This is a genomic window from Acinetobacter wanghuae, from assembly GCF_009557235.1.
GTDB lineage: Bacteria > Pseudomonadota > Gammaproteobacteria > Pseudomonadales > Moraxellaceae > Acinetobacter > Acinetobacter wanghuae.
The window spans coordinates 2,520,463-2,545,919 of sequence record NZ_CP045650.1 but is presented as its reverse complement, the minus strand read 5'-3'; the positions used below and the strand labels follow the sequence as shown (position 1 = coordinate 2,545,919).

At 41.4% G+C, this 25,457-nt stretch carries 24 protein-coding genes; 12 read left to right on the top strand and 12 right to left on the bottom strand.

The window, feature by feature from the left end; all coding sequences use genetic code 11:
• The first annotated feature begins 102 nt into the window (after positions 1–102).
• On the top strand, positions 103–1,152 hold the full coding sequence (locus GFH30_RS12185) for a serine hydrolase (protein WP_406565736.1): 1,050 nt from the start codon (positions 103–105) through the stop codon (positions 1,150–1,152).
• A gap of 65 nt (positions 1,153–1,217) precedes the next feature.
• On the opposite strand, the gene thrC is transcribed toward GFH30_RS12185, so the two are convergent.
• The 4 genes from thrC to xerD form a co-directional block, all read right to left on the bottom strand.
• On the bottom strand, positions 1,218–2,357 hold the full coding sequence (gene thrC, locus GFH30_RS12180; protein WP_153372967.1) for a threonine synthase: 1,140 nt from the start codon (positions 2,355–2,357) through the stop codon (positions 1,218–1,220).
• 56 nt (positions 2,358–2,413) lie between these two features.
• Positions 2,414–3,718 carry a homoserine dehydrogenase gene (locus GFH30_RS12175; RefSeq protein ID WP_153372965.1) on the bottom strand — a complete coding sequence of 435 codons (1,305 nt, stop codon included), beginning with the start codon at positions 3,716–3,718 and terminating at the stop codon, positions 2,414–2,416.
• A gap of 128 nt (positions 3,719–3,846) precedes the next feature.
• Positions 3,847–4,662: a DsbC family protein gene (locus tag GFH30_RS12170; RefSeq protein ID WP_153372963.1), complete on the bottom strand. Its 816-nt coding sequence runs from the start codon at positions 4,660–4,662 to the stop codon at positions 3,847–3,849.
• Positions 4,663–4,760: 98 nt separating this feature from the next.
• On the bottom strand, positions 4,761–5,678 hold the full coding sequence (xerD, locus tag GFH30_RS12165; RefSeq protein ID WP_153372961.1) for a site-specific tyrosine recombinase XerD: 918 nt from the start codon (positions 5,676–5,678) through the stop codon (positions 4,761–4,763).
• A gap of 179 nt (positions 5,679–5,857) precedes the next feature.
• On the opposite strand from xerD, the gene GFH30_RS12160 reads away from it, so the two are divergent.
• The 5 genes from GFH30_RS12160 (at position 5,858) to ftsW (ending at position 10,983) form a co-directional block, all read left to right on the top strand.
• On the top strand, positions 5,858–6,118 hold the full coding sequence (locus GFH30_RS12160; RefSeq protein WP_153372959.1) for a FeoA family protein: 261 nt from the start codon (positions 5,858–5,860) through the stop codon (positions 6,116–6,118).
• Entirely contained in the window at positions 6,115–7,971 is a 1,857-nt protein-coding gene (gene feoB, locus GFH30_RS12155; RefSeq protein ID WP_153372957.1) for a ferrous iron transporter B, read from the top strand. Before GFH30_RS12160 ends, feoB begins: the two co-directional genes overlap by 4 nt.
• Positions 7,972–8,006: 35 nt before the next feature.
• Entirely contained in the window at positions 8,007–8,258 is a 252-nt protein-coding gene (locus GFH30_RS12150) for a DUF6587 family protein (RefSeq protein WP_153372955.1), read from the top strand.
• Between the two features lie 161 nt (positions 8,259–8,419).
• Positions 8,420–9,766 carry a UDP-N-acetylmuramoyl-L-alanine--D-glutamate ligase gene (gene murD, locus GFH30_RS12145; protein ID WP_153372953.1) on the top strand — a complete coding sequence of 449 codons (1,347 nt, stop codon included), beginning with the start codon at positions 8,420–8,422 and terminating at the stop codon, positions 9,764–9,766.
• Positions 9,767–9,786: 20 nt separating this feature from the next.
• Positions 9,787–10,983 (top strand): putative lipid II flippase FtsW, encoded by a 1,197-nt coding sequence (ftsW, locus tag GFH30_RS12140; RefSeq protein ID WP_153372951.1) that lies wholly within the window; start codon positions 9,787–9,789, stop codon positions 10,981–10,983.
• Between the two features lie 7 nt (positions 10,984–10,990).
• On the opposite strand, the gene GFH30_RS12135 is transcribed toward ftsW, so the two are convergent.
• The 6 genes from GFH30_RS12135 to GFH30_RS12110 all read right to left on the bottom strand — a co-directional run bounded on the left by GFH30_RS12135 (position 10,991) and on the right by GFH30_RS12110 (position 15,595).
• Positions 10,991–11,227: a zinc-ribbon domain-containing protein gene (locus GFH30_RS12135; RefSeq protein ID WP_153372949.1), complete on the bottom strand. Its 237-nt coding sequence runs from the start codon at positions 11,225–11,227 to the stop codon at positions 10,991–10,993.
• 48 nt (positions 11,228–11,275) lie between these two features.
• Positions 11,276–12,208, bottom strand: a complete 933-nt coding sequence (gene gluQRS, locus GFH30_RS12130) for a tRNA glutamyl-Q(34) synthetase GluQRS (RefSeq protein WP_153372947.1) — start codon at positions 12,206–12,208, stop codon at positions 11,276–11,278.
• A 2-nt stretch (positions 12,209–12,210) separates the two neighbouring features.
• A complete protein-coding gene (gene dksA / locus GFH30_RS12125; RefSeq protein WP_153372946.1) occupies positions 12,211–12,738 on the bottom strand; it encodes an RNA polymerase-binding protein DksA in 528 nt (175 codons plus the stop codon).
• A gap of 211 nt (positions 12,739–12,949) precedes the next feature.
• Entirely contained in the window at positions 12,950–13,756 is an 807-nt protein-coding gene (locus GFH30_RS12120) for a metallophosphoesterase (protein WP_353934016.1), read from the bottom strand.
• Entirely contained in the window at positions 13,753–14,385 is a 633-nt protein-coding gene (locus tag GFH30_RS12115; protein ID WP_153373470.1) for an NUDIX domain-containing protein, read from the bottom strand. The genes GFH30_RS12120 and GFH30_RS12115 overlap by 4 nt, the downstream gene beginning before the upstream one ends.
• Before the next feature lie 175 nt (positions 14,386–14,560).
• The gene (locus tag GFH30_RS12110; protein WP_227551503.1) at positions 14,561–15,595 is read right to left on the bottom strand and encodes a hypothetical protein; all 1,035 of its coding nucleotides are present in this window, start codon (positions 15,593–15,595) and stop codon (positions 14,561–14,563) included.
• A 320-nt stretch (positions 15,596–15,915) separates the two neighbouring features.
• On the opposite strand from GFH30_RS12110, the gene abuO reads away from it, so the two are divergent.
• Both abuO and phoU read left to right on the top strand, forming a co-directional pair.
• A complete protein-coding gene (gene abuO, locus GFH30_RS12105) occupies positions 15,916–17,259 on the top strand; it encodes a multidrug efflux outer membrane protein AbuO (RefSeq protein ID WP_153372943.1) in 1,344 nt (447 codons plus the stop codon).
• A 90-nt stretch (positions 17,260–17,349) separates the two neighbouring features.
• A complete protein-coding gene (gene phoU, locus GFH30_RS12100) occupies positions 17,350–18,069 on the top strand; it encodes a phosphate signaling complex protein PhoU (protein ID WP_153372941.1) in 720 nt (239 codons plus the stop codon).
• Between the two features lie 250 nt (positions 18,070–18,319).
• Here the strand turns inward: phoU and GFH30_RS12095 are convergent, their stop codons facing one another.
• Positions 18,320–20,122 carry an ABC transporter ATP-binding protein gene (locus GFH30_RS12095; RefSeq protein WP_153372939.1) on the bottom strand — a complete coding sequence of 601 codons (1,803 nt, stop codon included), beginning with the start codon at positions 20,120–20,122 and terminating at the stop codon, positions 18,320–18,322.
• 155 nt (positions 20,123–20,277) lie between these two features.
• Between GFH30_RS12095 and GFH30_RS12090 the strand changes: the two genes are divergently transcribed.
• A complete protein-coding gene (locus GFH30_RS12090; RefSeq protein WP_153372937.1) occupies positions 20,278–20,904 on the top strand; it encodes an alpha-ketoglutarate-dependent dioxygenase AlkB family protein in 627 nt (208 codons plus the stop codon).
• Positions 20,905–20,914: 10 nt separating this feature from the next.
• On the opposite strand, the gene GFH30_RS12085 is transcribed toward GFH30_RS12090, so the two are convergent.
• Positions 20,915–21,694 carry an IclR family transcriptional regulator gene (locus GFH30_RS12085; RefSeq protein WP_153372935.1) on the bottom strand — a complete coding sequence of 260 codons (780 nt, stop codon included), beginning with the start codon at positions 21,692–21,694 and terminating at the stop codon, positions 20,915–20,917.
• Positions 21,695–22,137: 443 nt separating this feature from the next.
• Between GFH30_RS12085 and GFH30_RS12080 the strand changes: the two genes are divergently transcribed.
• Genes GFH30_RS12080 through GFH30_RS12070 form a run of 3 tightly spaced genes read left to right on the top strand, consistent with a single transcriptional unit; the run spans position 22,138 to position 25,450 of the window.
• Positions 22,138–24,225 (top strand): FUSC family protein, encoded by a 2,088-nt coding sequence (locus tag GFH30_RS12080; RefSeq protein ID WP_153372933.1) that lies wholly within the window; start codon positions 22,138–22,140, stop codon positions 24,223–24,225.
• Positions 24,213–24,407 carry a DUF1656 domain-containing protein gene (locus GFH30_RS12075; protein ID WP_153372931.1) on the top strand — a complete coding sequence of 65 codons (195 nt, stop codon included), beginning with the start codon at positions 24,213–24,215 and terminating at the stop codon, positions 24,405–24,407. Before GFH30_RS12080 ends, GFH30_RS12075 begins: the two co-directional genes overlap by 13 nt.
• Positions 24,408–24,445: 38 nt before the next feature.
• The gene (locus GFH30_RS12070) at positions 24,446–25,450 is read left to right on the top strand and encodes an HlyD family secretion protein (protein WP_153372929.1); all 1,005 of its coding nucleotides are present in this window, start codon (positions 24,446–24,448) and stop codon (positions 25,448–25,450) included.
• Positions 25,451–25,457 lie beyond the last annotated feature (7 nt).

Sequence of the window (25,457 nt, the reverse complement as noted above, 5' to 3'; positions counted from 1 at the left end):
CAGTGATTGGAACAAAAAATGTTCGGCATTGTGTCTAAATGTAAGGCATATTAGAGGTAATAGGCAAATGAATCTTACCTCGGTCAGTTGAGAGAAAGAATTGTGAAAAAAACAACCGCGCCACTGTTGCATGTATTAGGGCTTTCCATTCTCGTCGGTATGAGTTCAACCAGTTTTGCTGAGTTGACGATGAACTCAACTTCCAGCAGTCAGCAAAGTGCGATTAGCTGGTCTTCTGAAGATGCGAATCAGTTTTTAAATGATGGTGGTGATGCGCTTGATGAACCATCACCGTTGGGCTCGACTACGGTGACGACATCTATTCGTAGTAGTAACGGAGTAACGGTTCAAGAGCCCGCTAAAAAAATCCAAATTTTGGATACTAAAAATTATACCAATCAACCTTCCGTCAGCGCACGTGCGGCTTTGGTCATGGATGCACAAACAGGTGAAGTCCTGTATAGCAAGAACTCGAATAGAGCATTGCCAATAGCATCAATTACTAAACTCATGACCGCAGTAGTCACCTCAGATGCCCGTTTAAACATGAATGAAAAAATCACCCTGCAACAAGGGGATTTTTCATGTTCAGGTTGTAAGAGTTCTAGTTCAACGCTTCGTGTGGGCGATACGATGAATCGTGCTGAGGTTTTATTATTTGCCTTAATGAAATCTGAAAACCCTGCAGCATCAGCATTGGCACGTACCTATCCGGGTGGTCGCAGTGCGTTCTATGCGGCAATGAATAAAAAAGCCAAAGCTTTGGGCATGAATTCAACTCATTATGTTGAATCGACAGGCCTACATCCGGGCAATGTCTCTTCTGCGCGTGATTTAGGGATTTTAGTCAATGTTGCTTCGCAATACGGTGTGATTCGTCAGTTCTCAACCACACCGCGTTATGACTTCAATTTAGGATATCGTGTGTTGCCATCGAACAATACCAATGCTTTAGTACGTAATGGTGGTTACAACATTAATATTTCAAAAACAGGTTTTATTAATGAAGCAGGGCGTTGTGTGGTCATGCACACGACATTAAATAACCGTCCTGTTGCGGTGATATTATTAGGTGCCGATACCTCTGCCTCACGTACCAATGATGCTGTACGTTTAATGAATTGGGTCAGTCATTTACCGAAAAATATTTAAAAACATCTGCATAAAAAAACCCTGCCAGAGCAGGGTTTTTTTAATGCTTAGATGATCAAATAAACTTACATATTTGATAGAATTGAATCACGCACTTGTTCTAAAGTCGCATCAATTGACAACATGACAGCATCAGAACATTGTTTGATTGCAGTATCTGGATCTTTTAGACCGTTACCTGTAACCGTACATACAATTACAGAACCTTCAGCAATTTTACCTGCTTTGATATCACGGATTGCACCACCAACAGAAGCAGCAGACGCAGGTTCTACAAATACGCCTTCATACATAGAAAGCAAACGTTGTGCTTCTAAGATTTCAGCATCAGTCAATTCATCGAACCAACCTTTAGAATCACGTACAACGGCTTTCGCATGGTTCCAGCTTTGTGGGTTACCAATACGGATTGCTGTTGCCACAGTTTCTGGATTTTCTACAGGCGCACCGCGAAGGAAAGGTGCAGCACCAGATGCTTGATAACCTGCCATAATTGGCAAGCCCGCAGGCTTAGGACCTGTGAAGGCATCAGTTGCAGCATCGTAAACGACTTGCTCAAATTGTTCTTTTGGCTGATTTGCAACTGCTTCGGTATAACCCATCCAGTGTGCAGTGATGTTACCTGCGTTACCAACAGGTAGGCAGTGGTAATCTGGTGCACGACCTAGCGCTTCAACAATTTCGTAAGCAATGGTTTTTTGACCTTGTAAACGGTACGGGTTGATTGAGTTTACAATCGTTACCGGTGCTTTATCTGCAATTTCTTTAACTAAGCGCATACCGTCATCGAAGTTACCACGAATTTGCATCGTGATTGCACCGTACATCATTGCTTGCGCCATTTTACCCATGGCAATTTTGCCTTCTGGGATTAAAACAAACGCTTTGATACCTGCACGGGCAGCATAAGCCGCAGCCGCAGCAGAGGTATTGCCTGTAGAGGCACAGATAATCGCTTTAGAACCTTCTTCAACGGCTTTTGTTACAGCCATGGTCATACCACGGTCTTTAAATGAACCAGTCGGGTTTAAGCCCTCGTACTTCACATAAATTTCAACATTTTTGCCAATAATGCGTGGAATGTTCTCGAGCTTAATCAGTGGCGTGTTTCCTTCGCCGAGTGAAATTGCGCGAGTTGTTGCAGACACTGGTAAACGGTCGCGATAGCGGTCAACTAAACCAGTATAACGATTGGCATTCGACATGATGATGTTCCAATTATATGTAGTGCTTGGAGAGGAGCGTGAACCCCTCAACCCGATTAATTTTCAAGCGATTCTAAACGAATTCGTACAATTTCGCCATGAATGACAGGAAGTGATTGAATTTGTTTTAACGCTTCATCCATTTTCGATTCAACAACAGGATCTGTCATGATCACGATAGGAATAAGGTCTTTTAAGCGTGGCTGCTGCATGATTGCATCAATGCTAATACCCGCATTGCTTAAAATAGAGGTCACATTCGCTAAGACACCCATTTGGTCTTCAGCATTAATGCGGATGTAATATCCAGTCGTCATTTCTTCACGACTTAAAATAGGCAAGTCAGTCAGATTTTCGAACGCCAATTGTGGGATCGTACCTGCACCATCTTCGGTATAGGAAATATCACGAACAATATCGACTACGTCAGCAACCACAGCAGAGGCTGTTGGACCTGCGCCTGCACCTGCGCCGTAATAAAGCGTTGGACCTACCGCATTGGCATGGACAAGAACGGCATTTTTAACGCCATTCACATTGGCAATGAGTTGATCTTCAGGAATTAAAGTCGGATGAACACGCAGTTCAATCCCTTTTTCAGCACGTTTCGCAATACCCAAATGCTTAATACGGAAGCCTAAATCTTCAGCATATTTTACATCTTGTGCGGTAATTTTGCTGATACCTTCTGTAAAGACTTTGTCAAACTGTAATGGAATACCAAAGGCAATTGAGGCAAGCAAAGTCAGTTTGTGGGCAGCATCAATCCCTTCAACGTCAAAGGTTGGATCTGCTTCTGCATAACCAAGTTCTTGCGCTTCAGCCAACACGTCCGCGAAAGCACGACCTTTGTCACGCATCTCAGTCAAAATAAAATTGCCTGTTCCGTTAATAATACCTGCTAACCAATCAATTTTATTGGCAGCCAAACCTTCACGCATGACTTTAATAATTGGAATACCACCTGCAACCGCTGCCTCGTATGCAATTTGCACAGCGTTATCATCTGCAAGTTTAAAGAGTTCATTCCCATGTTCCGCAAGCAAAGCTTTGTTCGCAGTTACAATTTGCTTACCGTGCAAAATCGCTTCTTTAATCACTTCATAAGCAGGGTGAATACCACCCATGACTTCAACCACCACATCGACATCAGGTTGACGCACAATGCTGAGTAAGTCAGCGCTTTGTTGAACAGATTCAGGTAGATCTAAATCAGGACGAGGACGACGTGTCCCCACATGGGTAATTTGGATTTCACGACCGGTGCGACGTCTAATCTCAGCAGCATTTTCTTTTAATAGTTTAAGGGCACCACCACCCACAGTACCAAGACCGAGGATTGCCAGACGAACTGGTTTCACGTCACACTCCAAATATATTCAATTTTTTACGAGAAGCTAGATCATAGCTAAAAAATCGCGCTGACTCTAGCGCGATCTCACAATATCTTTGAGGTATAAAAATAAGTAAAATAACCTATTAAAACGAGTTATTTAAGGCGTTCCAATAATTCAGCTGTCGTCATGTAGCCACCGAGGTATAAACCTTCTGAGCTATACACGCCAGGTGTGCCATTTACGCCAATATTCAGCCCCATTTGGTACTGATCTTTGACTGGATTTTGACAGTTTGCAGCCCCTGCAATTTGTCCACCTGCAATTGCAGTATCGAATGCGCGACGACGATCGGCACTACACCAAATTGCTTCCATGGCTGGCATATGTTGCTCGCCACGTGGCCAAGCGATATAACGGACTTCAATGCCTTTGGCGTTCATCTCATCCATTTGCTCATGGAATTTATGACAATACGGACAGCTCACATCGGTAAAGACATAGATCACATGCTTGGCTTTGCCTTTCGCAGGGTAAATCAAAAGATCTTTAGCGTTTAACGCTGCAAATTGCTTTTTCGTCACATCTGCTTGCAGGTTTTCGCTGACGTTATAGAGCGCTTTATCACCTAAACGAATCACATCACCTTGGAAGATGTATTTGCCATCACTGGTCGCATACACAGATGTCATCCCTTCGAGGCTCACCCAAAATAGGTTCGGTACTTCGGTCGCTTTAATCTCGGTAATTTTTGCTTTGATACCGGCAGTTTTAAAATTCTTTTCTAAGTTAGAGCTTAAGCGTTGCTGGGCATTTCGTTCAGTCAGGGTAGATGCTTCACCTGTCGCAGGTGCGCTTGCCGTTAAGGTCGTTTGTTTTTTATCTTCATTATTTGAATTGGAACATGCGCTTAATCCCATGCCAAGAGCAAGTGTACACGCAACAAAAACTTTAGAGCGGGCAAATGCCATAAATGACCCTTTTTTGCTTAGACGAAAATAGACAGCTAGCATAGCAAAAAAAACAATGCTCACGTCAAACTTCTGTGTACGCGCCGTCTGAAAGCGACTTAAGCACGCGGATGATGTTGAGCATGGAGTTGCTGCATACGTACTTGGGCGACATGGGTGTAAATCTGAGTGGTCGATAAATCGCTGTGACCTAAAAGCATCTGTACGACACGTAAGTCCGCACCATGATTGAGTAAATGTGTGGCAAAGGCATGGCGCATGGTATGTGGGGAAAGCTCAGCTTGAATACCTGCTTGTAGGGCATAGCGCTTAATGGCATACCAAAAATTCTGACGACTCATAATGCCGCCATGTTGGGTTAAAAACAGATAATCGGTTGCTGATTTATATAATTGTGAGCGTCCTTCATTCAGATATTTCTCTACCCATTCACATGCCATTTGTCCCATGGGTACAAGACGTTCTTTATTGCCTTTACCAATAATACGTAAGTAACCTTGTTTTAAATTAATCAAATCTAAGCGCAGATTAATCAGTTCAGATACACGTAAACCGCAGGCATATAGCACCTCAAACATGGCACGATCACGTAAACCAAGCGCGGTATTGATATCAGGTGCTTGAATTAAGGCTTCAACATCCGCTTCAGAAATATCTTTAGGCAAAGCGCGTCCTAATTTTGGGGTTTTATGCGCGGCAACGGGATTATCGCTACGCAATTTTTGTTCACGTAAGAATTTATAAAACGAGCGTAATGCAGATAAAGATCTTGCGATGGATCGCGGGCTTTTTTGTTTTTTTGTGAGTTCGATCAGCACATCGGAAATATCATCATGATTCCAATCTGTTAACGGTTTCGTTAGGCATTCACTACATTGAATTAAATCGGACAAATACGCATTACGGGTATGCGGGCTTACCGTTTGTGCAATCAGATAATCTCTAAAACCTTGTAAATAGCTTGAAGATTCAGGAATTTGAACGGGAGCGGGCAGACGAGGTTTTTTGTTCAGCATAAGGGTCTTTTTAAAGGTGCTTTAGGCACATACTTTTTGTGATGTTTCCGCTTCAATGTAGTGGAATTTAGCTTTGATGTCGATCAAGAGTTGAGAAAAGTCAGAATGTGACTCAACCTTATTTGTTAATTATTCTCATTTGTTTGTATACTGTACGAAATCGTTTAGGAATTTTCACGGTGCGTTTGTCCGATCTGAAAGCAAAACAAACTGCCATCATTCGAAAAGTGAATCGAGCTACTGATGGCCAAGGTACCCACTCTGATATGGTGGCGAGTCGCTTAGAAACTTTAGGATTTGTAGCTGGTACACAGATACAAGTGATTACCAAAGGTATTTTTGGCGGTGATCCGATTTTAATCCAAGTGGGTTTTACTCGTTTTGCACTGCGTAAGTCTGAGGCAGAAAAAATTGAAATTGAAGATGGAGCCTTGGCATGAGTGATGCCTTACGTATTGCCCTTGTCGGTAACCCTAACTGTGGTAAAACTTCATTATTCAATCATTTAACGGGTACACGTCAGAAAGTTGGTAACTATGCGGGTGTGACGGTTGAACGTAAAGTCGGTCAATTTAATCTGCCTTCAGGCAAAGCTGTTCGTGTCTTGGACTTACCGGGAACCTATAGCTTAGATGCAACAAGTCCCGATGAAGCGATTACCCGTGATGTGGTACAGGGAAAAATTGCCGACGAAGGGCAGCAAGATGCATTTTTATGTGTGGTTGATGCCACCAATTTAAAATTGCATTTGGGTTTGGTCTTAGAAATGATCGAACTGAAACGTCCTGTTTTGCTTGTGTTAAATATGATGGACGAAGCGCGCCGTCGTGGTATTCAAATCAATACCCAAAAACTATCGCAGCGTTTGGGTATTCCTGTGGTTGAAACGGTGGCAGTGCGTAATTCAGGCATTGAAGGCTTATTAAATGCCCTAGATCAAGCCAAATACGCAGTACCACAAACTGAAATGACTGGTTTAAGCGGTGACTCACATCAAAAAGTGCATAGCATTTTAAAAGATGTGGTTAATTTCATGGATGCCGAAGATAAACGGACTGAATTCCTAGACAAAATATTTTTGCATCCTGTGCTTGGCTTAATGAGCCTCGCGCTGATGATGTTCGTGATTTTCCAAGCGGTCTTTGCTTGGGCAGCACCCTTTATGGACGGAATTGAAAGCTTCTTTGGTTGGTTTGGTGAATCAGTCAGCGCTGTGATTTCACATCCTTTACTCAACAGCTTAGTGGTGGATGGTGTCATTGCAGGTGCGGGTGGTGTGGTAGTGTTCTTACCGCAGATCTTAATTTTATTCTTCTTCATTTTAGTTTTAGAAGAATCAGGTTATTTACCACGTGCTGCATTTCTGCTTGATAAACTCATGTATAAAGCCGGGCTGTCAGGTCGTGCCTTTATTCCATTATTGTCGAGTTTTGCTTGTGCGATTCCGGGGATTATGGCATCGCGTACCATTAGTGATCCGCGAGATCGTTTAACCACAATTTTAGTCGCACCTTTAATGACGTGTTCTGCGCGTCTACCAGTCTATGCGCTGTTAATTGCTGCTTTTATTCCATCGACCACAGTTTTAGGCTTCTTAAACCTGCAAGGCTTGGTGTTGTTTGGCTTGTATATGGCAGGTATCGTCAGCGCATTGTTGGTGTCATTTGTCTTGAAGTTTTTCAATAAAGATAAGACTCAACAAATGCTGTTGATGGAATTGCCGAGTTACCGTTTCCCAGATTTGAAAAATATCTGGATTGGTTTATTAGACCGTGCCAAGATTTTCTTGCGTCGTGTCGGTGGCATCATCTTCGCTTTATCAATTTTACTATGGTTCTTGTGTACTTTCCCACAAGCACCAGATGGCGCGACCTTACCCGCCATTGATTATTCATTTGCTGGGATGCTAGGTCATTTAATTCAACCAATTTTTGCGCCGCTTGGTTTTAACTGGCAGATTTGTATTGCCTTAATTCCTGCTATGGCTGCACGTGAAGTTGTGGTTGCAGCCTTAGGTACTGTTTATGCTTTATCGGCTGTCGATGAAGATGCCATGTCAGAAGGTTTGGTCTCTTTAATCAGTAACGGTGGTGATTTAAGTTGGTCGGTTGCGACAGGATTATCACTATTAGTCTGGTTTATTTATGCACCGCATTGTTTGGCAACACTGGCAACGGTAAAACGTGAAACAGGCTCTTGGAAAACAGTAAGCTTCATGACGATTTATTTGTTTGGTTTGGCCTATATCATGTCATTCCTGACTTATCAAATTGCCTCACATTATTTAGCTTGATGCTGCATCGTGCAGATCGCTTTTGGGAGAATGAAATGATTGAAATTCTGATTGTTATGGCATTGGTGCTGTGGAGTACTGTTGTTGTTTTCAAAAAGGTCTTTCCAAACACATCGCGGACGGTCTTTCAAAAGCTTTCAAATGTTTGTGCAAAGCTGGGTTGGAACACGCTTGCAGCATGGTTAAAACCTGCTATGGCATCGGGTTGTGGCGGTGATTGTGGTTGTTCAGCCAATGATAATGCGGTTCCAAAGAAAGCTGAGATTCAAGCTGTAAAATGGAAATAGCGAGTTAAGTGTCATTCAGTTAAAAAGCCGTCATTTGAATGACGGCTTTTTTACGCAACAACACAAAATAATTGCGATAAAGTGCAAACAGAAAAAGCATTCAAAACAGCAAAGTGCTAACATTTCCTCAGTTTCAAATTAGACCAATATATGGGGCGAAAATGTTAATTCAACGTGGTGGACTCAAAGTCGTTGCGGGACTCGGTATTTCAGGTGTTGCAGCTGTCAATTTCTTACACGAGAAGGGCTACCGTGTTGCAGTAACAGACTCTCGAGCAACACCGCCTGGACACGATAAAATTCCAACTGAGGTACAAACCAGTTTTGGACAGCTCGATGCGGCACTTCTGTTGTCAGCTGAAGAAATTATTATTAGCCCAGGACTTGATCCAAAAACGGCTGAAATTCAAGCTGCAATCGACAAAGGCATTCCGGTTGTCAGTGAAATTCAAATTTTACGCCGCGCAACCGATAAACCGATTGTGGGTATTACCGGCTCAAATGCAAAAAGTACCGTGACCACTTTAATGGGTTTAATGGCAGTAGATGCCGGTAAGAAAGTGGCAGTCGGTGGTAATTTGGGTCGTCCAGCATTGGATCTCACCAAAGATGATCCTGAACTTTATATTTTAGAACTCTCAAGTTTCCAACTTGAAACAACATCGAATCTACAGGCAGAAGTTGCTGTTGTACTGAATATGAGTGAAGACCATCTTGATCGTCATGGCGATATGATGGGTTATCACACTGCCAAACATCGCATTTTCCAAGGTGTGAAAAAAGTCGTTTATAACCGTGATGACTCTTTGACACGTCCTTTGGTGCCTGATGCAACACCGATGCAAAGTTTTGGTTTAAATGCACCGGATATGAATCAATATGGCATTTTAAAAGATACCGATGGCACGATTTGGCTAGCACGCGGTCGTGAACGTCTTTTAAAAAGTGCTGATATGTACATTCAAGGCACGCACAATGTTGCCAATGCTTTGGCATGTTTGGCTTTAGGTGAAGCGATTGGTTTGCCACTTGAGCGTATGCTTGAAACACTCAAGACTTTTAAAGGTTTAGAGCATCGTTGTGAGTTCGTTAAAGAAGTAGCGGGCGTGCGCTATTATAACGACTCAAAAGGCACCAATATTGGCGCAACCTTGGCAGCACTGGATGGTTTAGGCATGGCGATTGAAGCCAAAGGCGCTAAAGTTGCCATCATTTTAGGTGGTCAAGGCAAAGGGCAGGACTTTAAAGCATTGCGTGATTCTTTATCTAAATATGCCAAAGTGGCGGTATTGATTGGTGAAGATCGTCCGATGATTGAAGCTGCGATTGAAGGCACCACACAATTAATTCATGCTGAAACTTTAGAGCAGGCTGTAGCGCTTTGTCAGCAACATACCGAAGCTAATGATGTGGTTTTACTTTCACCCGCTTGTGCAAGTTTTGATATGTTCTCGGGTTATCCTGAGCGTGGGCACAAATTTGTCGCTTATGTGAATGAACTTAATTAAGAATAACAAGGACTCGTAATATGGCTGAGTTTGCTCAGACAACGATCAATAAATTAAGCCAACTCTATGATCGGTGGTTACCAAAATTACCTGCCGAGATAAATCCACGTAATGTATTGATTTTCTGTGTTTTAGGGTTGCTATGTATTGGCTCGATTATGGTGGCTTCGGCATCTATGCCTTATGCGGAACGGATGCATGAGAATGCATTCCACTATGTTACCCGTCATGGTATCTCGATTTTCGTGGCGGCAATGGCAGCCTACTTGGCATATAAAGTACCGCTCAATGTTTGGTTTAATAATACCTTCTTTTTATGGATTATTACCATTGTACTTTTGGTCGCCGTCTTGGTGGTTGGTACTGAAGTCAATGGTTCCAAACGTTGGATTCGATTGGCAGGCTTTACCTTGCAGGCATCTGAAGTCGGCAAGGTCATGATGGCGATTTTCACCGCCGATTATGTTGTTCGTCGTGCAGAAGAAGTTCGAAATAATATCAAAGGTTTAGTCCGCCTATCTGTGATTATGGGTGCGACCGTCGGCTTAATTATTTTAGAGCCTGACTTGGGTGCAACGGTCGTCATCACCTTGACCATGCTCGGCATCTTCTTCCTTGCAGGTGCGCCTTGGATTCAGTTTGGTGCGGCTTTCGTTACTCTCTTTGGGGTATTTGTCGCAGCGATTTTGTTAGAACCTTATCGTTTACAACGTCTTCTGTCTTTCTCGAATCCTTGGGAAGATCCGCTTGGCACAGGTTATCAATTGTCGAATGCACTTATGGCGTTCGGTCGTGGTGAATGGACAGGTGTCGGCTTAGGGCACAGTATCCAAAAAATGTCCTATTTACCCGAAGCCCATACCGACTTTATGTTGGCGATTTTGGGTGAAGAGTTTGGCTTTATGGGCATCTCGACCATTTTGCTTTTGTCATTTACCATGCTGATTTGTTGTATTCGTATTGGTCATCGTGCTTTACAGCATCAATACTTGCGTGCAGGTTATTTGGCCTATGGTATTAGCATCATTTTCTTATTACAGATTTTGGTCAATGCGGGCATGAATATGGGTATGCTGCCAACCAAAGGTTTGACCTTGCCGTTTATTAGTTATGGCGGTTCATCTTTGATTGTCTGTGCAGTAATGATCAGTTTGATTCTAAAAATTGATTCCAATACCCGTGAAGTCAATCCAAGTCGCGAAGAATCAAGCTTCTAAAGCAGCATTAAACATTCGGCTGAGCATGGTCAAGTACTGTGCTCGGCATTTGTGTTCTACAGTTTAAGCACTGCACAAAGCTATTTTTTGGCTTAGACAAGGGAATGAGCGGAATGAAAAATAAAGAAAAATAATTACGCTGTTGTTTTAGTTCATAACTTGAACGTGTACGACAAACAGGACAAACAAACTGATTCGTTTCAATTACTTTGGTTTTAGGACCTAATCCAAAAATAAAAAACATACATGCTTCCTGATCTTATTTTTCTTTAGCTTAGACCAAAATATGAGTTTATAGGTAGTAACCTTGTAGCGCTGTTGTATGCGGAATATGATCAATGTTCCATTGTGCTACCGCTTGTTTGAGCATGCGATCAGGTGTATCTAAATCGACATGGGCTTGATGTAAGGCTTGAATGGCTTGCTGTAGCAGTTCAGGTGCCTTAGATAAATCTAAAGCCTGTGCCATATTTTGTTTCGATAATTTTTGCCCTTGATCATTCATCGCCAGTGGCAAATGTATGTAGTTCAGGCGAGGGTAGCCAAGCAGCTGACCTAAATAAATCTGCCGTTCGGTATTATCTAAAAGATCCGCGCCACGCACAACATGGGTCATGCCTTGCAAATAATCATCCACTACAACAGCAAGCTGATAATTGATGATGCCATCACGACGTTTCAAGACAAAGTCGCCTAAGTCTTGTCTCAAATGCGAACAATGTGTGCCTTGTAGCGGGTCGTCAAAACAGATTTCGACATCTTCAACTTTAAGACGAATCGCTTGACCTTCAAAGCCTAAGCCTAAATGCCGACACGTATCTTGATAGATATGATTTGAGCCGAGCATTTTACGCGTGCATTGGCAGGCATAGACCAAGTCTTGCTGACGTAACTCATCAATAACCGCTTCATAAATGTCGAGACGATCTTTTTGAAAGATAATTGGCGTATCAGATTCAAAGCAAAAAGCATCCATCGCGCGAAGAATATGATCTTCACTGCCGGGATAAATACGAGGGATGTCGGTATCTTCAATGCGCACCAGCCATGAGCCCTGATGAGCTTTGGCATCGCAGTAACTTGCGACTGCGGTAATGAGCGAACCAAAATGTAAAGGGCCGGTTGGCGATGGCGCGAACCGACCTGAGTAGCGAGTCAGCGAAACATCGTTTCGCCGCTGCGCAAGAGCCGAGCTGTGCTCGGCTAAGGAATTCTTAACAGTCACGATTAACCGTTATTTTGCTTCTCTTTGATCTCTGCTAAGGTTTTGCAGTCGATACATAACGTTGCTGTTGGACGTGCTTCTAAACGACGCAAGCCAATTTCAATACCACAAGTTTCGCAGAAGCCGTAGTCATCATTTTTAATAGCTTCAATCGATTGTTCGATTTTACGAATGAGTTTACGCTCACGGTCACGGGTACGAAGTTCAATCGCAAATTCTTCTTCTTGCGTTGCACGGTCGTTCACATCAGGAAGTGCTGTATTTTCGTCTTGCATCGTATTTAAAGTACGATCCACTTCTGACATCAGTTCAGCTTTCCATGCCAATAAAATTTGGCGGAAATGGGCAAGCTGTCCTTCAGACATGTAATCTTCATTTTTCTTAGGCTGATAAGGCTCAATACCAAATAAGCTAGCAGTTGAACCACCGTCTGTCGCTTTTGGCTTAGCTTTACGCACACGTTTTGTAGCTTTTTCATCTACAACATCGGTAAGCTCGTCTAAGACTTGATTTTGGTTGTCATTCGCCATTTAGGGCATTCCTCATCATATGCGTATGATATCTACGCAAAAAATATGGTGATATGCAAATTTTTATCCACCCTGAAGAAGGATTATCCTCCTATGGGGGTCGTCATCATATAGACTTTTTATGCTTTTTGATAGTCTTTGATGGCGGGATTGTAGATATCACATTTCCTTTAAGAGCCATAAAGTAATGCAAAAAAAACAAATTGAAAAGTTAATAACCCGAAATTTCAATATTAATTTTTTGTTGGTTTATCGCAACACGTTCAATATGGGTTTCAAATGTGCCATTTTCTTTGAGCTTAAGTACCCGATAACCAGGCGCAGCTTGATCTAGCGCGAAATCATCACTCAGTGGTTTGAATTGAACGCTCGTCGATGGGGTCGATAAAAAATGAATACCTTGCCACTCATTAAATGATGCTTGATGCACATGACCGAACAAAACCAGCTTTACATTGGAATGCTGCTGAATGATATCTTTTAACGATTCGGCATTTTTTAAGCGATGCTGATCAATCCAATGTGACTGCATCGCAAATGGATGATGATGACAAGCAATGATAACGTGCTGATCGGCATGTGCTGTGAGTAGTTGATTTAACTCGTCTAACTGCTGTTGTTCAACCCAGCCATCGACTTTACCCGCCACGGCACTGTTGAGCAGGATCATGCTCCATGTGCCAAAGTGAATAGCATGCACTTGATTTAAGTTTTGATGAAAAGGGAAGACCTGACTGTCATCATGATTCCCCGGAATTTGATAATGCGGGATATTCCAGTGCTGCATAAAGCTTAAATAACGCTGATAAGTCGCATCGACGGGGACTTGGGCCAAATCACCAGTATGGATGACAGCATCTAAATTTGGATAATGCCCACGAATATGACGAACGACTTCATGGAAGCTTTGCTCAGGATTCATCCGCACAAATTCAAGCTCAACACGATCCATTAAATGGGTGTCGGAAATTTGAATAATCGTCCAGTCTTTTGGCTCTGCGGCTGAATTTAAATTCACGTCTGCTCCCTTGCAACATTCACAGTATGGATATGTTGTTGTAGCCATTGCAAGGCCATAATGACAGGTGCATTTTTAAGCCGACCATTGGTAAGTAAAACCGACAAATCTGCATAATTGATCAAATGCAGTTGAATGTTTTCCCCTTCATTCATCATGCCAAAAACGCCGCCTTCTTTTGGAAGTTCAGCTTCTGCGACATATAAATGAAACAGTTCAGAACACGCACCCGCAGATGGGTAAAAACTAAATAAATGCTGTAGAGCTTGTATCTCGCAGCCCGATTCTTCAAGTGCTTCACGGCGAATACATGCTTCAGGCGATTCATCACCATCTAGAACGCCCGCAATAATTTCAAGTTGCCAAGGCGATGTGCTGTCATTGATCGCGCCAATGCGGAACTGTTCAATCAGTGCAAATTTTTGTTGTTGGTCGTTATAAATTAAAACACCCGCAGCCGCTTTTCGTGCAATTAACTCACGTTGAATGGGCTGAATGTAATTTTCTTGCTGAAACAAGCGATGACGCAAACTGACTTTTTCAACCTGCACAAAGCCTTGATACTCATAGTGGCGTTCGAGTACCTCGAAATCATTTTTGTTATAAGAAGCGTCTTTAATAATATTCATAGGTTCAGAATAGGATGAGTCCATTCATTTTCATCCTAGCTGAGATTTTACGAATAACAACTCATTTTTATTGAGATTGTGTTTGTGGCGTAAATTTTAATCAAGTTGCTTAATCTGATCGGAAAATTTTATTTTGTGGTGATCATGAGGTGATATTACTGATCCATTCGTGGACTCAGATACATACAGCATCGCGAAAGCAGTTTTTGTTTTGTGGATGTTTAGGCGCATAGCTATTGGTGTAACTGACAAGCTTCTGTTCTAAGGAGCTTTGCTCATGGTTAGTCTGAATGGCAGCCTTTTGTTCAGGTGTCATCTCTAAAAACTGTAAATACTGCCTTGCTTGGGCACTCAGCGTAGATGTAGGCATTTTTGCCAATTGTTCAATAGCGTCTAAAACATCAACTGGCATCGCCAAACGATCTAAATACGTCTCTGAAACAGGGGATTTGGCTGTACCAAAAAACAGATAATAACGATATTGTTGCATCAAGAACTGTGCATCTGTCTTGAAATAACTGTTGGGATATAAATGCAGATATTCTTGCCAGAATAAAGCGCGAGTCATCATTTCCTGCGGGGAAATCAAGAGTCGACCATTCTGAAGAATGGGTTCGTGATTTTGTTGCGCCAACATTTCTATAAAAACACGTTCTGATTTGGGTAAATAAGGTGCAAAAATCCGTGCCAAATAATCAGGACTACGACGATAATTGAGTTGTTGCTCACCAAAATCAATCAGTTCAACATACGCTTGCCCTTTATGTTTTAACAAATACTGATCGCGTGAGTTAAGGGTTTGAAAATGACTTTGTTGAATGGTCGGATGTTGCGCCATTTCTAAAGCATAATGCTCAAATGCGATTTGCTGCTCATGATCACGTTCAACAGTCAGGAAGCGTTGATACATCTTGGTGGAAAGCTGCATCAACTTATGCTGTTGGGCATGATCTAACAACGGTAAGCAGACTTTTAAATTTTGGTTAATTTCTTCTAATGCAAAGGTTGTGCGCTGATCATTAATATTCGCCATATCTTTTTCAATATTTTGACACATCTCGGTCAGATCCACGGCAGGTTTTTTCACTGCACGTGATTCGACATGTTCGTTCACAATTTTGGGTGATTCAGCCGGCTGACAGCCTGAGATCAATGTTCCCAGTAGAAACACAAAGCCAATTTTAAACATGGAGAGAGAATGCAATGACACGATACCTCGGTGCTTATTAAGCGGGAACCAAAGTCATCTAAAAAGTACGCAGATGCTTGAAGGGCTTATTGTAGCTTCGAAATAAAAAGACTATGTTTAGTATTGTTAAAGGGTTTGTTATGCTGTTGTGAGTGACTTTGAAAAATGAATGAATTCAGGACAAAAAAGCCCAAACAAGGCTGAAAAATTAATAAAAATCATACGTAATGAATCAAATGATCAGATTAGTATCTGTAAAAGTTTAAGAATCAATAATTTGGCTTAATTTTGATAGGCTTTTTAAGAAACGATATCAAGCGGTTAGGGATAAACATCATTTTATGAAGATACAACTCATTTTAAGTGCTTTGGTACTCGCGATCAGTCCATGGAGTTATGCTTTGGACTTATCTACTGCCTATGAACGTGCCAAGCAAAATGATCCGACATGGCTTGCCAATGTATTACAGTTTGAGTCAGATCAACTGAATTTAGGGATTGCGGGGGGGAATTTATTACCTACCGTGACAGTTTCGGGCAATGTCACCAAAAAAAATCAATCGACTGATGCACCGGCTGACCCACAGTACAGTAACTTGTTCAGTTCAAGTACCACTAGCAAACAGCTGACCTTAACCGCACGTCAGCCATTGTTTCGTTGGGATGCTTGGCAAGGTTATAAGCAAGTAAAAACCTCGATTGAACTGAGTGAAATTAATTTACGTCTGCAAAAACAACAACATATTTTACAGGTATCAGAAGCTTATTTTAATGTCTTGCGTCAGCAGGCACTTACCACAGCATATTTACAAGAAGAACAAGCGCTATCTGAACAACTGCGTATGATGAATGCCAAACTTAAAGAAGGTTTAGTGGCACGAAGTGATGTCAGTGAAGCCAATGCACAATATCAAAATGCACAAGCCAATCGTATTTCGACTCAGGTGCAATTGGTGTTGGCACAAGAACAATTGGCACAGTTGATCGGTCCGTATCAAGACAATTTAGCGGTATTAAGAGAAGATTTTCAATTTCAAAAACCAATTCCAAGCGATATGCAGTCGTGGAGCGATTTAGCACAAAGTCAAAATCTTGGTATTTTGCAGGCGCGTAAGCAAAAACATTATGCAGAAGATGCAAAACGGGTCGAACAAGCTGCGTTTTATCCGCAGATTGAAGCGGTAGGGACTTATGGGTATTTAAAACAAAGTCCTGAAACCATCATGTCGACCAATGGCGATTTCGACCAAGTAGGTATCGAGATGAATTGGAATGTATTTAATGGGTTCCGTACGCAGAAAACGATTCGCCAAGCGGGCGTCAATGTACGTAAAAGTGATGCCCAATTAGATGCCGCAATTCGTCAAGCCAATACCGATGTAAAACAGTCATTTATGCAAGTCGAAACTGACCAAGCCAAGTTAAATGCGCGTAAAGCGGCGATGGATTCTTCAGAAATTGTATCGAAAGCATCCAAAGCGCAATATCAAGAAGGCTTAAAAACCATGGTCGATGTGTTATTGGCGCAGCGTAATGCTTTTTCTTCAAAAACCGATTATTTGAATGCGAAATTTGATTATGTGATCCATGTCTTGCAGTTACAAGCGGCAGTAGGGCAGCTCACTGAAAAAGAACTTGCAGACATGAATGCTTGGTTAATTGATTATGGAAACACATCATATTGAGTTAAATACGCTGTCATCAAATATTCATGATCGACATGTTTTAATCATCAAAATTTTGAATAATAAAGCATTGATCTGGAGTAGATAATCGTGTGTCCAAATAACCCTGTTTTGACGCATCATATTTCTTCGCAATTTAACGAAGAATTACAGGATGTGAACACCAAATTTATGAGTATGGGCGGTTTGGTCGAGCAGCAAGTCGCGAATGCAATTCACGCTTTGTTGGAAATGGATGCGACCATGTCAGTCGATGTCCAGTTCAAAGACAATGCAGTTAATCAATTAGAGCGTGAGATTGATGAAGCATTGACGTTGATTTTGGCACGTCGCCATCCTGCCGCGATTGATTTGCGTATGGTCATTGCGATGTCTAAAGCCAATACCGATTTAGAACGCATTGGCGATGAAGCAGCAAAAATTGCGCGTATCGCCCAAAGTTTATCGGAAGAAGGCGGCTCGCCACGCGGTTATATGGAAACGCGTCATATTGGCAATCAAGTCCGTATCATGATTCACGATGCTTTAGATGCATTTGCACGTTTGGATGCAGAGCAAGCTTTACGTGTTTTACATGCCGATGCCGATATTGATCGAGAGTATCAGTCTGCTACGCGAACCTTAATGACGTATATGATGGAAGATCCGAGGCAGATCACACGCGTGATTAATGTGCTTTGGGTGCTACGTTCTTTGGAACGTGTCGGTGATCATGCACGGAATATCTCAGAACAGGTGATTTATATGGTCAAAGGTTTTGACGCACGGCATACCCGAATTGAAGAGATTGAACAGAAAGTTCAGCGTTAATTTGATCAATGGTTTTTGCTCGGCGGAGTCTTGTCATTATTCATAAAAGACTCGGAGCTCATCACTTACTTTGTTTTTGCACAAAGTAAGCAAAGGCATTTGTCATTCACTGAACTCGTCATCTAAAGCTCAGTTATTCATTACATCGCAGATACAATATTAAAAAATGGTGGTCTGCCTCGGACAGCAGTGAATGACCACCCGTGAATCCAATTTCAGGCGTGATTTATCTTTTTAGTTTATACAAAACTTAACTATGCGTTTCTTCCTCCGCATCATCTTCAAAGGTTTTGGCAATCTTTTCAATGTTCAGGCTCTTTGCCATCGCATCAAAAATTTCTTTATAAACACCGTCTTGGTGATATAAGGCATCATGTTCACCATGCTCAACAATCGCACCCTCTTTCATGACATAGGTATAATCTGCATCAATGATTTGTGACAGACTATGCGAAATCATAATGACCGTACGACCTTGTTTAATTTGATCCAAGCTTTGTTTGATTTGCTCACTTGCAATCGCATCTAAACTTGCCGTTGGCTCGTCCAAGAAAATAATCGGTGGATTTTTCAGGAACATTCGCGCCAAAGCAATACGTTGTTGCTGCCCACCTGAAAGTTGCAGCGCATCCGCATCATATTGATCGGGCAGTTGCAAAATTTGCTCATGAATAGAGGCTTTTCTTGCTGCTTCAATCACATCTTCCATCGACGCAGTGGTTTTGCCATAACGAATATTGTCGAAAACAGTCCCTTGGAAAATATGATTTTTTTGCAGAACCAGCCCAATATGATCACGCAAATATTGGGTGTCATAATCTTGCAAATCGATGCCATCAAGTTTGATTTGACCGGCTTGGGGTTCGTAAAATTTATCCAATAGACTGATTAAGGTGGATTTACCTGCACCCGATAAGCCCACCAAAGCGGTAATCTTATTGGGGCGAATCTCCATCTCAATATTTTTCAGCGCATGGTGTCCATTTGGATAGTAGAAATTGACACCACTTAATTGGAATTTACCTTGAACAATAGGCTTTTGCTGTCCGCTTTGTTCAATCTCGTCATCGGCTTCTAAAATTTTAAAGAAGCTTTCTGAGTAAATCATCGCGTCATTGACTTCATCATAAATACGATGCAATGAACGAATTGGGGCAGACACGTTGTTAAATAATAAAACGTGATACATGATCATGCCGATACTCATTTGTCCATCGAGCACGAAATAAGCCGTTAAAATAATGATTAAGACAATACCGATTTGTTCAATAAAGGTTTTTACCCCATCAAATACAAAACTGATCTGACGGGTTTTCATTTGGTTATCAGTCAGTTCACGTTGTAATCCAAGCTGTTTTTCAGCCTCAATCGATTCACGGTTAAAAGATTTAATGACCGTAATAGAATTGATAATACTTAAAATTCCCTGACTCTTTTTTTCACGGCCATCACGTAAACCACGGCGCCATCCGCCCAGTTTATTGGCTTGTTTAAAGGTCAGCCAGAAATAAATCGGCACAATGGCAGTTGCAACCATACCGACATAGACATTGGCATAGTACATGAGACCCAATGCAACAAAAGCACTGGTAAATAACGGTAAAATATCAATAAAAAAGATTTGAACTAAACGTGTGAGTGAGCCAATACCGCGGTCAATACGGGTTTGTAATTTGCCTGCTTGGTTATTGTCTTCGTTAAAAAAAGCCAACCGATATTTCAGAAATTTCTCGATAATGCTTTGGGCTAAATCTTGAGAGACAAAAATGCGCAGCTTTTCGCCATAAAATTTTTGCCCAAACTGAACAAATGCATTAATGATTTCTTTACTTAGTAAAATGATCGAAATCGTAATCAGGATATGCCAACCTTGCTCAAGTCCTTGACCTGATTCAAGTAATTTACTAATGCTGTCGACCGCATATTGCAAAGTAATAGCGTTGACTTGGGCAGTGAAAGAACCAATTAAAGTCAGAATTAAAGTGGCGATCACCAAGACACGATAGGGTCTAACAAAAGGTCGCAGCTTTTGAAAGAGTTGCCATAAGTCCATAAGCAGTTAATTTTTATTGTAAAAGTTAAATTCAGTCTATGCCTCAATCGCACATTGCTCAAGTATAAATCTTGTAGTCATATTGTGAATATCTGATTGTGAGATCGCGGCACTCAATGGCAGTATAGTAAAGCCAAATCGCGAGGGAAGTTGTTATGAGTTTAGATTTATTTGCACCCGAGCTAGAAAGCAATCTTTTGCCAAATGATGGCGTTGTTGAAAATCTAGGTCTCATTCTCAATGAGCAAGACAGCCAAAAATATCTCAATTATTTTTTAACACATTTGGCATGGCAGAATGACGATGTGTATTTATTTGGCAAACATCACGTCATGGATCGCAAAGTGGTTTGGTACGGTGATAAACATTTTCAATACCGCTATTCAGGAAGCATTAAGCATGCACATCCTTGGCAACCTGCCTTATTTCGCTTGAAACAACATATTGAACAGCGAGTCAGAGCACATTTTAATTCGTGTCTAGCCAACTTGTATGAAAATGGCACACAGGGTTTAGGTTGGCATAGTGATGATGAAGCCGCTTTATATCAAGGTAATAGCAAAACCAGTGTGATTGCTTCTTTAAGTTTAGGTGCAACCCGTAAAATGAGTTTTAAGCATAAAACTGAACATCACAAAGTCGATTTGCTTTTACAGAGTGGTCAACTGATTGTGATGCGCGGTGAAACACAACAGCATTGGAAGCATCAAATCAGTAAATCCAGCAAAATTTTAACGCCACGAATTAATCTGACTTTTCGGAATTTTTACGCTTCAGCTTAATCTACGTTGCTTAAATGCTTGAGTTATTCTCTACACTTAATGCAGCAAACTTTTGTTCAATTAAATGTGCATTTTCTTTTAAGATATCAATGAGCTTGGCTAAATTGACAAACTCAAAACGGTTTTTTGAGGCAATGAAGGTCAGTGCCAAAGGCGGCTCTTTACTTGAGAATTTGATCGGGACTGAAACACCGGCAATATTGGGATCAAGCTCACCATTCGAAAAATAATAACCTTGTTTTTTAATTTTTTTCATCTGATCTAAAAAGTCAGTTTCACTTGTCGAAAAACCCACTTCAGTCAATTGTGTTTGATAACGCTGATAATAATCAAGCTGAGCCTGTTTGGGTAAATACGCCAGCATAATTTTGGCAGATGAACCGATATACACTGGACGCGGGCAACCACGACCATAAGATAAAAACAGTGTGTTTTTGAATACTTCGCTATGAATATCAATGCAGGAATCGTAGTTTAAATGGGTGAGTAAACAAGAAAACTCAGTCCGATGCATCATGTCTTGCATGAACGGAATACTGATTTGCACCAAAGGATCTGTGGTTCGTGAAATAAAATCCAAAACGGCAATTTTTGAACCTAAGGTGTAGTCTCCCGATGTACCGCTTAAACGTTGTAATAATTCGCTAGAGACGAGTTCTTTTAAATAGCGATAGCTAGTAGGTTTGGACAGACCAAGTTCATCACTGATGATATCGACATTAATGACCGGACGTGAGACTGAAAACAGATCGAGAACCGTCAAAATTTTGCCAAAACTGGAAAGTGCCATAACTCAAAACCTGCCGGATTTAATCATTGAATCTGAAATCAAGACTAACTTTATAACAAAAAAAGCCAGTCATTGGCATTAGACATTTGATTTAATCAATCTATTTCAAATATTTGCAATTTAAGTATTGCTACATGAATTAAAAAAAGCACAGATAAATAGTGAAAAACGCGATCAAATATTTAGTATATTCTCACGATTGGATATTTTATTTGACAAATATGCTTATTTTTGAAAAAATCCACAATCAAAATATCTAATGATGAATAATTAATCATTCATTTTAATTATTCTGAAACTCAGAACTTTCTGTTCCCAATATCGTAGATTTTCACAGCTTTTATTCGGTTGAGTATTCCTCGTTTGCATCATTTCAATGTTTGAAATGGTGTGTAGCGCTGATCCTGAAATCTGTACTTTTGCATACCAAATAGAGTCGCTATATGTTGCTGATCAAACCTTTACTCGCATTTCGTCCAAATAAAATGGACTGGATTTTTGCGATAAAGACTTTTATTGCCGGCATTTTGGCATTGTATATCGCCTTTATTTTGAATTTGGCCTATCCCATTTGGGCAATCGGTACGGTCTTTGTGATTGCCAATCCTTATGCGGGTATGGTGACCTCAAAAAGTGTCTATCGTGTTTTGGGTACGCTGTTGGGCGCGGTCGTTTCTATTATTGTTACCCCTATATTTATTAATACGCCTTGGATTTTTAGTGCTGTTTTAGCTACGGGTGTCGGATTTTGTTTATATATTTCCTTGCTCGATCGCACTCCGCGTAGTTATGTGTTTATGCTGGCAGGATATACCACCGTTATTATCAGTTTTAATATTGTCTATAACATCGACACAGCATCATTGTTTGATATGGCGGTCGGGCGGGTACTCGAAATCTCAATTGGGGTAATTTGCAGTGCGATTGTCACTGCCACAATTTTCCCGATGCATATTGGTCCCGCTGTGGCGGCACGTGTTGGGAAAACGCTAAAAGATACGCAACAGATTTTTAATCAAATCTTGATCGAACGTGATGAAAAATCTAATTACAGTCAGGTTTTAAGTCATTTAACCCGAGATATTGCCGACATTCATGTTATGGCGATTCATCTGAATTATGAAAAATCAACCTTGCAGGGGATGACCAAACCTTTACAAGAAATGCTGAATCAAATCAGTCTGTTGATTTCAAATTTAGTGGCGATGTCCGAACGGATGAAACAGCTCGATCAAATTGATGTGACTTATCGCAATACCTTGCAACACTTGTATAGCGAAATCTCAGCTTTTCTAGAACAAGAACAACAAATTGATGAACAACGACTCAACGCTTTACCGACACATTTTTATGCCACATTTGAACTAATGTCAAAGCAGGCAATGCCCGCGCAGCAGGTTATTTTGGCAAGCCTAAAAATGGACATTCGTCATTTCATTCAAAATATCCGCGCGATTCGAGTCATTTGGCAACGGATTCAACACGGGGATTCAAGTCTTCCTGAAAGTGTCACGCCCATTACGACGTCTTATCCTAATTTACATCGTGACCATGGTGTGGCATTGCGTGGTGGGATTTCTGCATGTTTGGTGGTATTTATTTCATCGGGTTTATGGATTCTCAGTGGTTGGAAAGCTGGCTTTATGTTTGCCGAAATGGCAGCCATTAGTGCTTGTATTTTAACTGCAATGGATAACCCTGTTCCTGCATTAAAAATGTTTATTCGCGGCAATATATATGCCGCATTTGTGGTGTTTATCTATGCCTTTGGGATCTTTCCACATGTGACTGCCTTTTGGCAGTTGGTGGTTGTACTCGCACCGTTCATTATTTATTGCTTGTTGTTATTCCCTCATCCGCCTTTAACCGGCTTGGCATTGCCATTATTGATGGGTGTGGTGATGGGTTTGAACTTTCAAAACCGTTATGTCTTAGATCAGGTCTTTTTCTTCGATGTGACAATCGCGACGATTATGGGACCGATTTTAGCGGTCTATATCATCCATTTGGTGCGTGCGATGTCACCCGACATCACGGCAAAACGCATTTTAGCTTTGCACTATAAGTCTTTAAGCCAAGCGCTTTCGATTCCATATGGTTTGCAATTACGCATTCATTTACGCGGCATGTTGGATCGAATCGGCATTCTCAACACCAAAGTTGTTCAATCGGAACAGGTTAAAAAACACATTGATTTGGCATTAATTGAAAGCAGTGCAGTGGTCGATTTGGCACGTTTGCAAGAAATTTCAGAAAAAATTGATGATGCCGTGCTTCAAGAGTCGATTGCCGCTTTACAAGGCAAGCTCGCCACTTTATTTGAAGGTAAATCTCAAGCATTGGTCATTGAGCACATGCAAAAAGATGTGGTGCAGCATTTACAAGATATACAAGATCACATAATCGACATGCAAACGTCAGAGCTGATACAGCGACTCAGTATCTCTTTAAATAATATCGGAAGCAGTTTGTGTCATGTGCAAATGGTACAAACCTTGGCAAAGCATGAGGCAACATCTTGGGCGAACTAAATATTTATGGCATTTATGTGCCAATTTTGCTGATTCAGGCGCTGATTGCTTATGGCATTTTGCATCTCTTGATGAAAGTCATTGATCGCTGGGTGGATCAAGATTGGATTGCGATGCCGGGCATCTTCTATTTATCTGTATATATCGTGATTTTGGGCGGCGTGCATTGGGCATTTCTTTAAATGAACCTGCACATCTGTAAATATTGAGGAAAGTAAACATGACAGCTGTCGATTTAAAAAAATATGTCCGTCCAATCTTGTTGGTGTTGGTTGCAGTAATCGCGATTATCGTGATTCGACATCTTTGGAATTACTATAATGCTGAACCGTGGACACGTGATGGTCGTGTACGTGGTGATGTGATTCAAGTTTCTTCAGATGTCTCGGGTCTGGTGACCGATGTGTTGGTACATGACAACCAGACCGTGAAGAAAGGGCAGCCGTTATTTAAAATTGATGTAGCACGTCAAAGCCTTGATGTTGAAGAAGCCAAATCCGATTTAGCCAAAGCCAAAGCAGGCTTAGCTCAAGCTGAAGCGGTGTTGATGCAAAGCAAAGCAGATTTTGAGCGCTCTCAATCCACTTTAAACTTGGCAGAGAAAAATGCCAATCGTTATGCAAGTTTGATGGATGGTGCAATTTCAAAACAAGAACAAGATCAAATGTTGGCACAGCGTGATCAATCTTCTGCAGAACATGATCAAATGGCAGCAGCGATTGAAAAAGCCAAAGCCAATATTGTGCAGCAAAAAGCTTTAATTGAAGTGGCACAAAGTCAGGTGAATTTGGCACGTTTAAATATGAATCGCTCCGAAGTGGTCGCACCTGCCGATGGTACATTGTCTAACTTTGAGTTACGCGCTGGTAATTATGTCAAAGTCGGTCAAGCGGTTGCCGCCTTGCTCGATCGTCAGCAACTTTATGTGGTGGGTTATTTTGAAGAAACCAAGTTGAATAAAATTTATATTGGTGCACCTGCGACTATTCAATTGATGGGAGATTCAAAGACATTCAAGGGTCATGTACAAGGGATTGCCTCAGGGATTGAAGACCGTGAACGGACTACGACCTCTGGTTTACTTGCTAATGTGAACCCGACCTTTAGTTGGGTACGTTTAGCCCAACGTGTGCCTGTAAAAATTGTCTTGGATGAAGTGCCAAAAAATGAATTGGCATTTGTTGCAGGGCGTACGGCAACCATTCATATTGAAGAAAAGAAATAATCAGTTG

What these genes read in the sequence shown, in the direction of transcription:
- GFH30_RS12135 (WP_153372949.1), bottom strand. Translation starts at nt 11,227, where the DNA reads ATGTTTTTTATTTTTGGATTAGGTCCTAAAACCAAAGTAATTGAAACG.
- GFH30_RS12150 (WP_153372955.1), top strand. Translation starts at nt 8,007, where the DNA reads ATGATTGAAATTCTGATTGTTATGGCATTGGTGCTGTGGAGTACTGTT.
- GFH30_RS12070 (WP_153372929.1), top strand. Translation starts at nt 24,446, where the DNA reads ATGACAGCTGTCGATTTAAAAAAATATGTCCGTCCAATCTTGTTGGTG.
- GFH30_RS12170 (WP_153372963.1), bottom strand. Translation starts at nt 4,662, where the DNA reads ATGGCATTTGCCCGCTCTAAAGTTTTTGTTGCGTGTACACTTGCTCTT.
- GFH30_RS12080 (WP_153372933.1), top strand. Translation starts at nt 22,138, where the DNA reads ATGTTGCTGATCAAACCTTTACTCGCATTTCGTCCAAATAAAATGGAC.
- xerD (WP_153372961.1), bottom strand. Translation starts at nt 5,678, where the DNA reads ATGCTGAACAAAAAACCTCGTCTGCCCGCTCCCGTTCAAATTCCTGAA.
- thrC (WP_153372967.1), bottom strand. Translation starts at nt 2,357, where the DNA reads ATGTCGAATGCCAATCGTTATACTGGTTTAGTTGACCGCTATCGCGAC.
- GFH30_RS12090 (WP_153372937.1), top strand. Translation starts at nt 20,278, where the DNA reads ATGAGTTTAGATTTATTTGCACCCGAGCTAGAAAGCAATCTTTTGCCA.
- abuO (WP_153372943.1), top strand. Translation starts at nt 15,916, where the DNA reads ATGAAGATACAACTCATTTTAAGTGCTTTGGTACTCGCGATCAGTCCA.
- GFH30_RS12115 (WP_153373470.1), bottom strand. Translation starts at nt 14,385, where the DNA reads ATGAATATTATTAAAGACGCTTCTTATAACAAAAATGATTTCGAGGTA.
- GFH30_RS12085 (WP_153372935.1), bottom strand. Translation starts at nt 21,694, where the DNA reads ATGGCACTTTCCAGTTTTGGCAAAATTTTGACGGTTCTCGATCTGTTT.
- murD (WP_153372953.1), top strand. Translation starts at nt 8,420, where the DNA reads ATGTTAATTCAACGTGGTGGACTCAAAGTCGTTGCGGGACTCGGTATT.
- feoB (WP_153372957.1), top strand. Translation starts at nt 6,115, where the DNA reads ATGAGTGATGCCTTACGTATTGCCCTTGTCGGTAACCCTAACTGTGGT.
- ftsW (WP_153372951.1), top strand. Translation starts at nt 9,787, where the DNA reads ATGGCTGAGTTTGCTCAGACAACGATCAATAAATTAAGCCAACTCTAT.
- GFH30_RS12095 (WP_153372939.1), bottom strand. Translation starts at nt 20,122, where the DNA reads ATGGACTTATGGCAACTCTTTCAAAAGCTGCGACCTTTTGTTAGACCC.
- dksA (WP_153372946.1), bottom strand. Translation starts at nt 12,738, where the DNA reads ATGGCGAATGACAACCAAAATCAAGTCTTAGACGAGCTTACCGATGTT.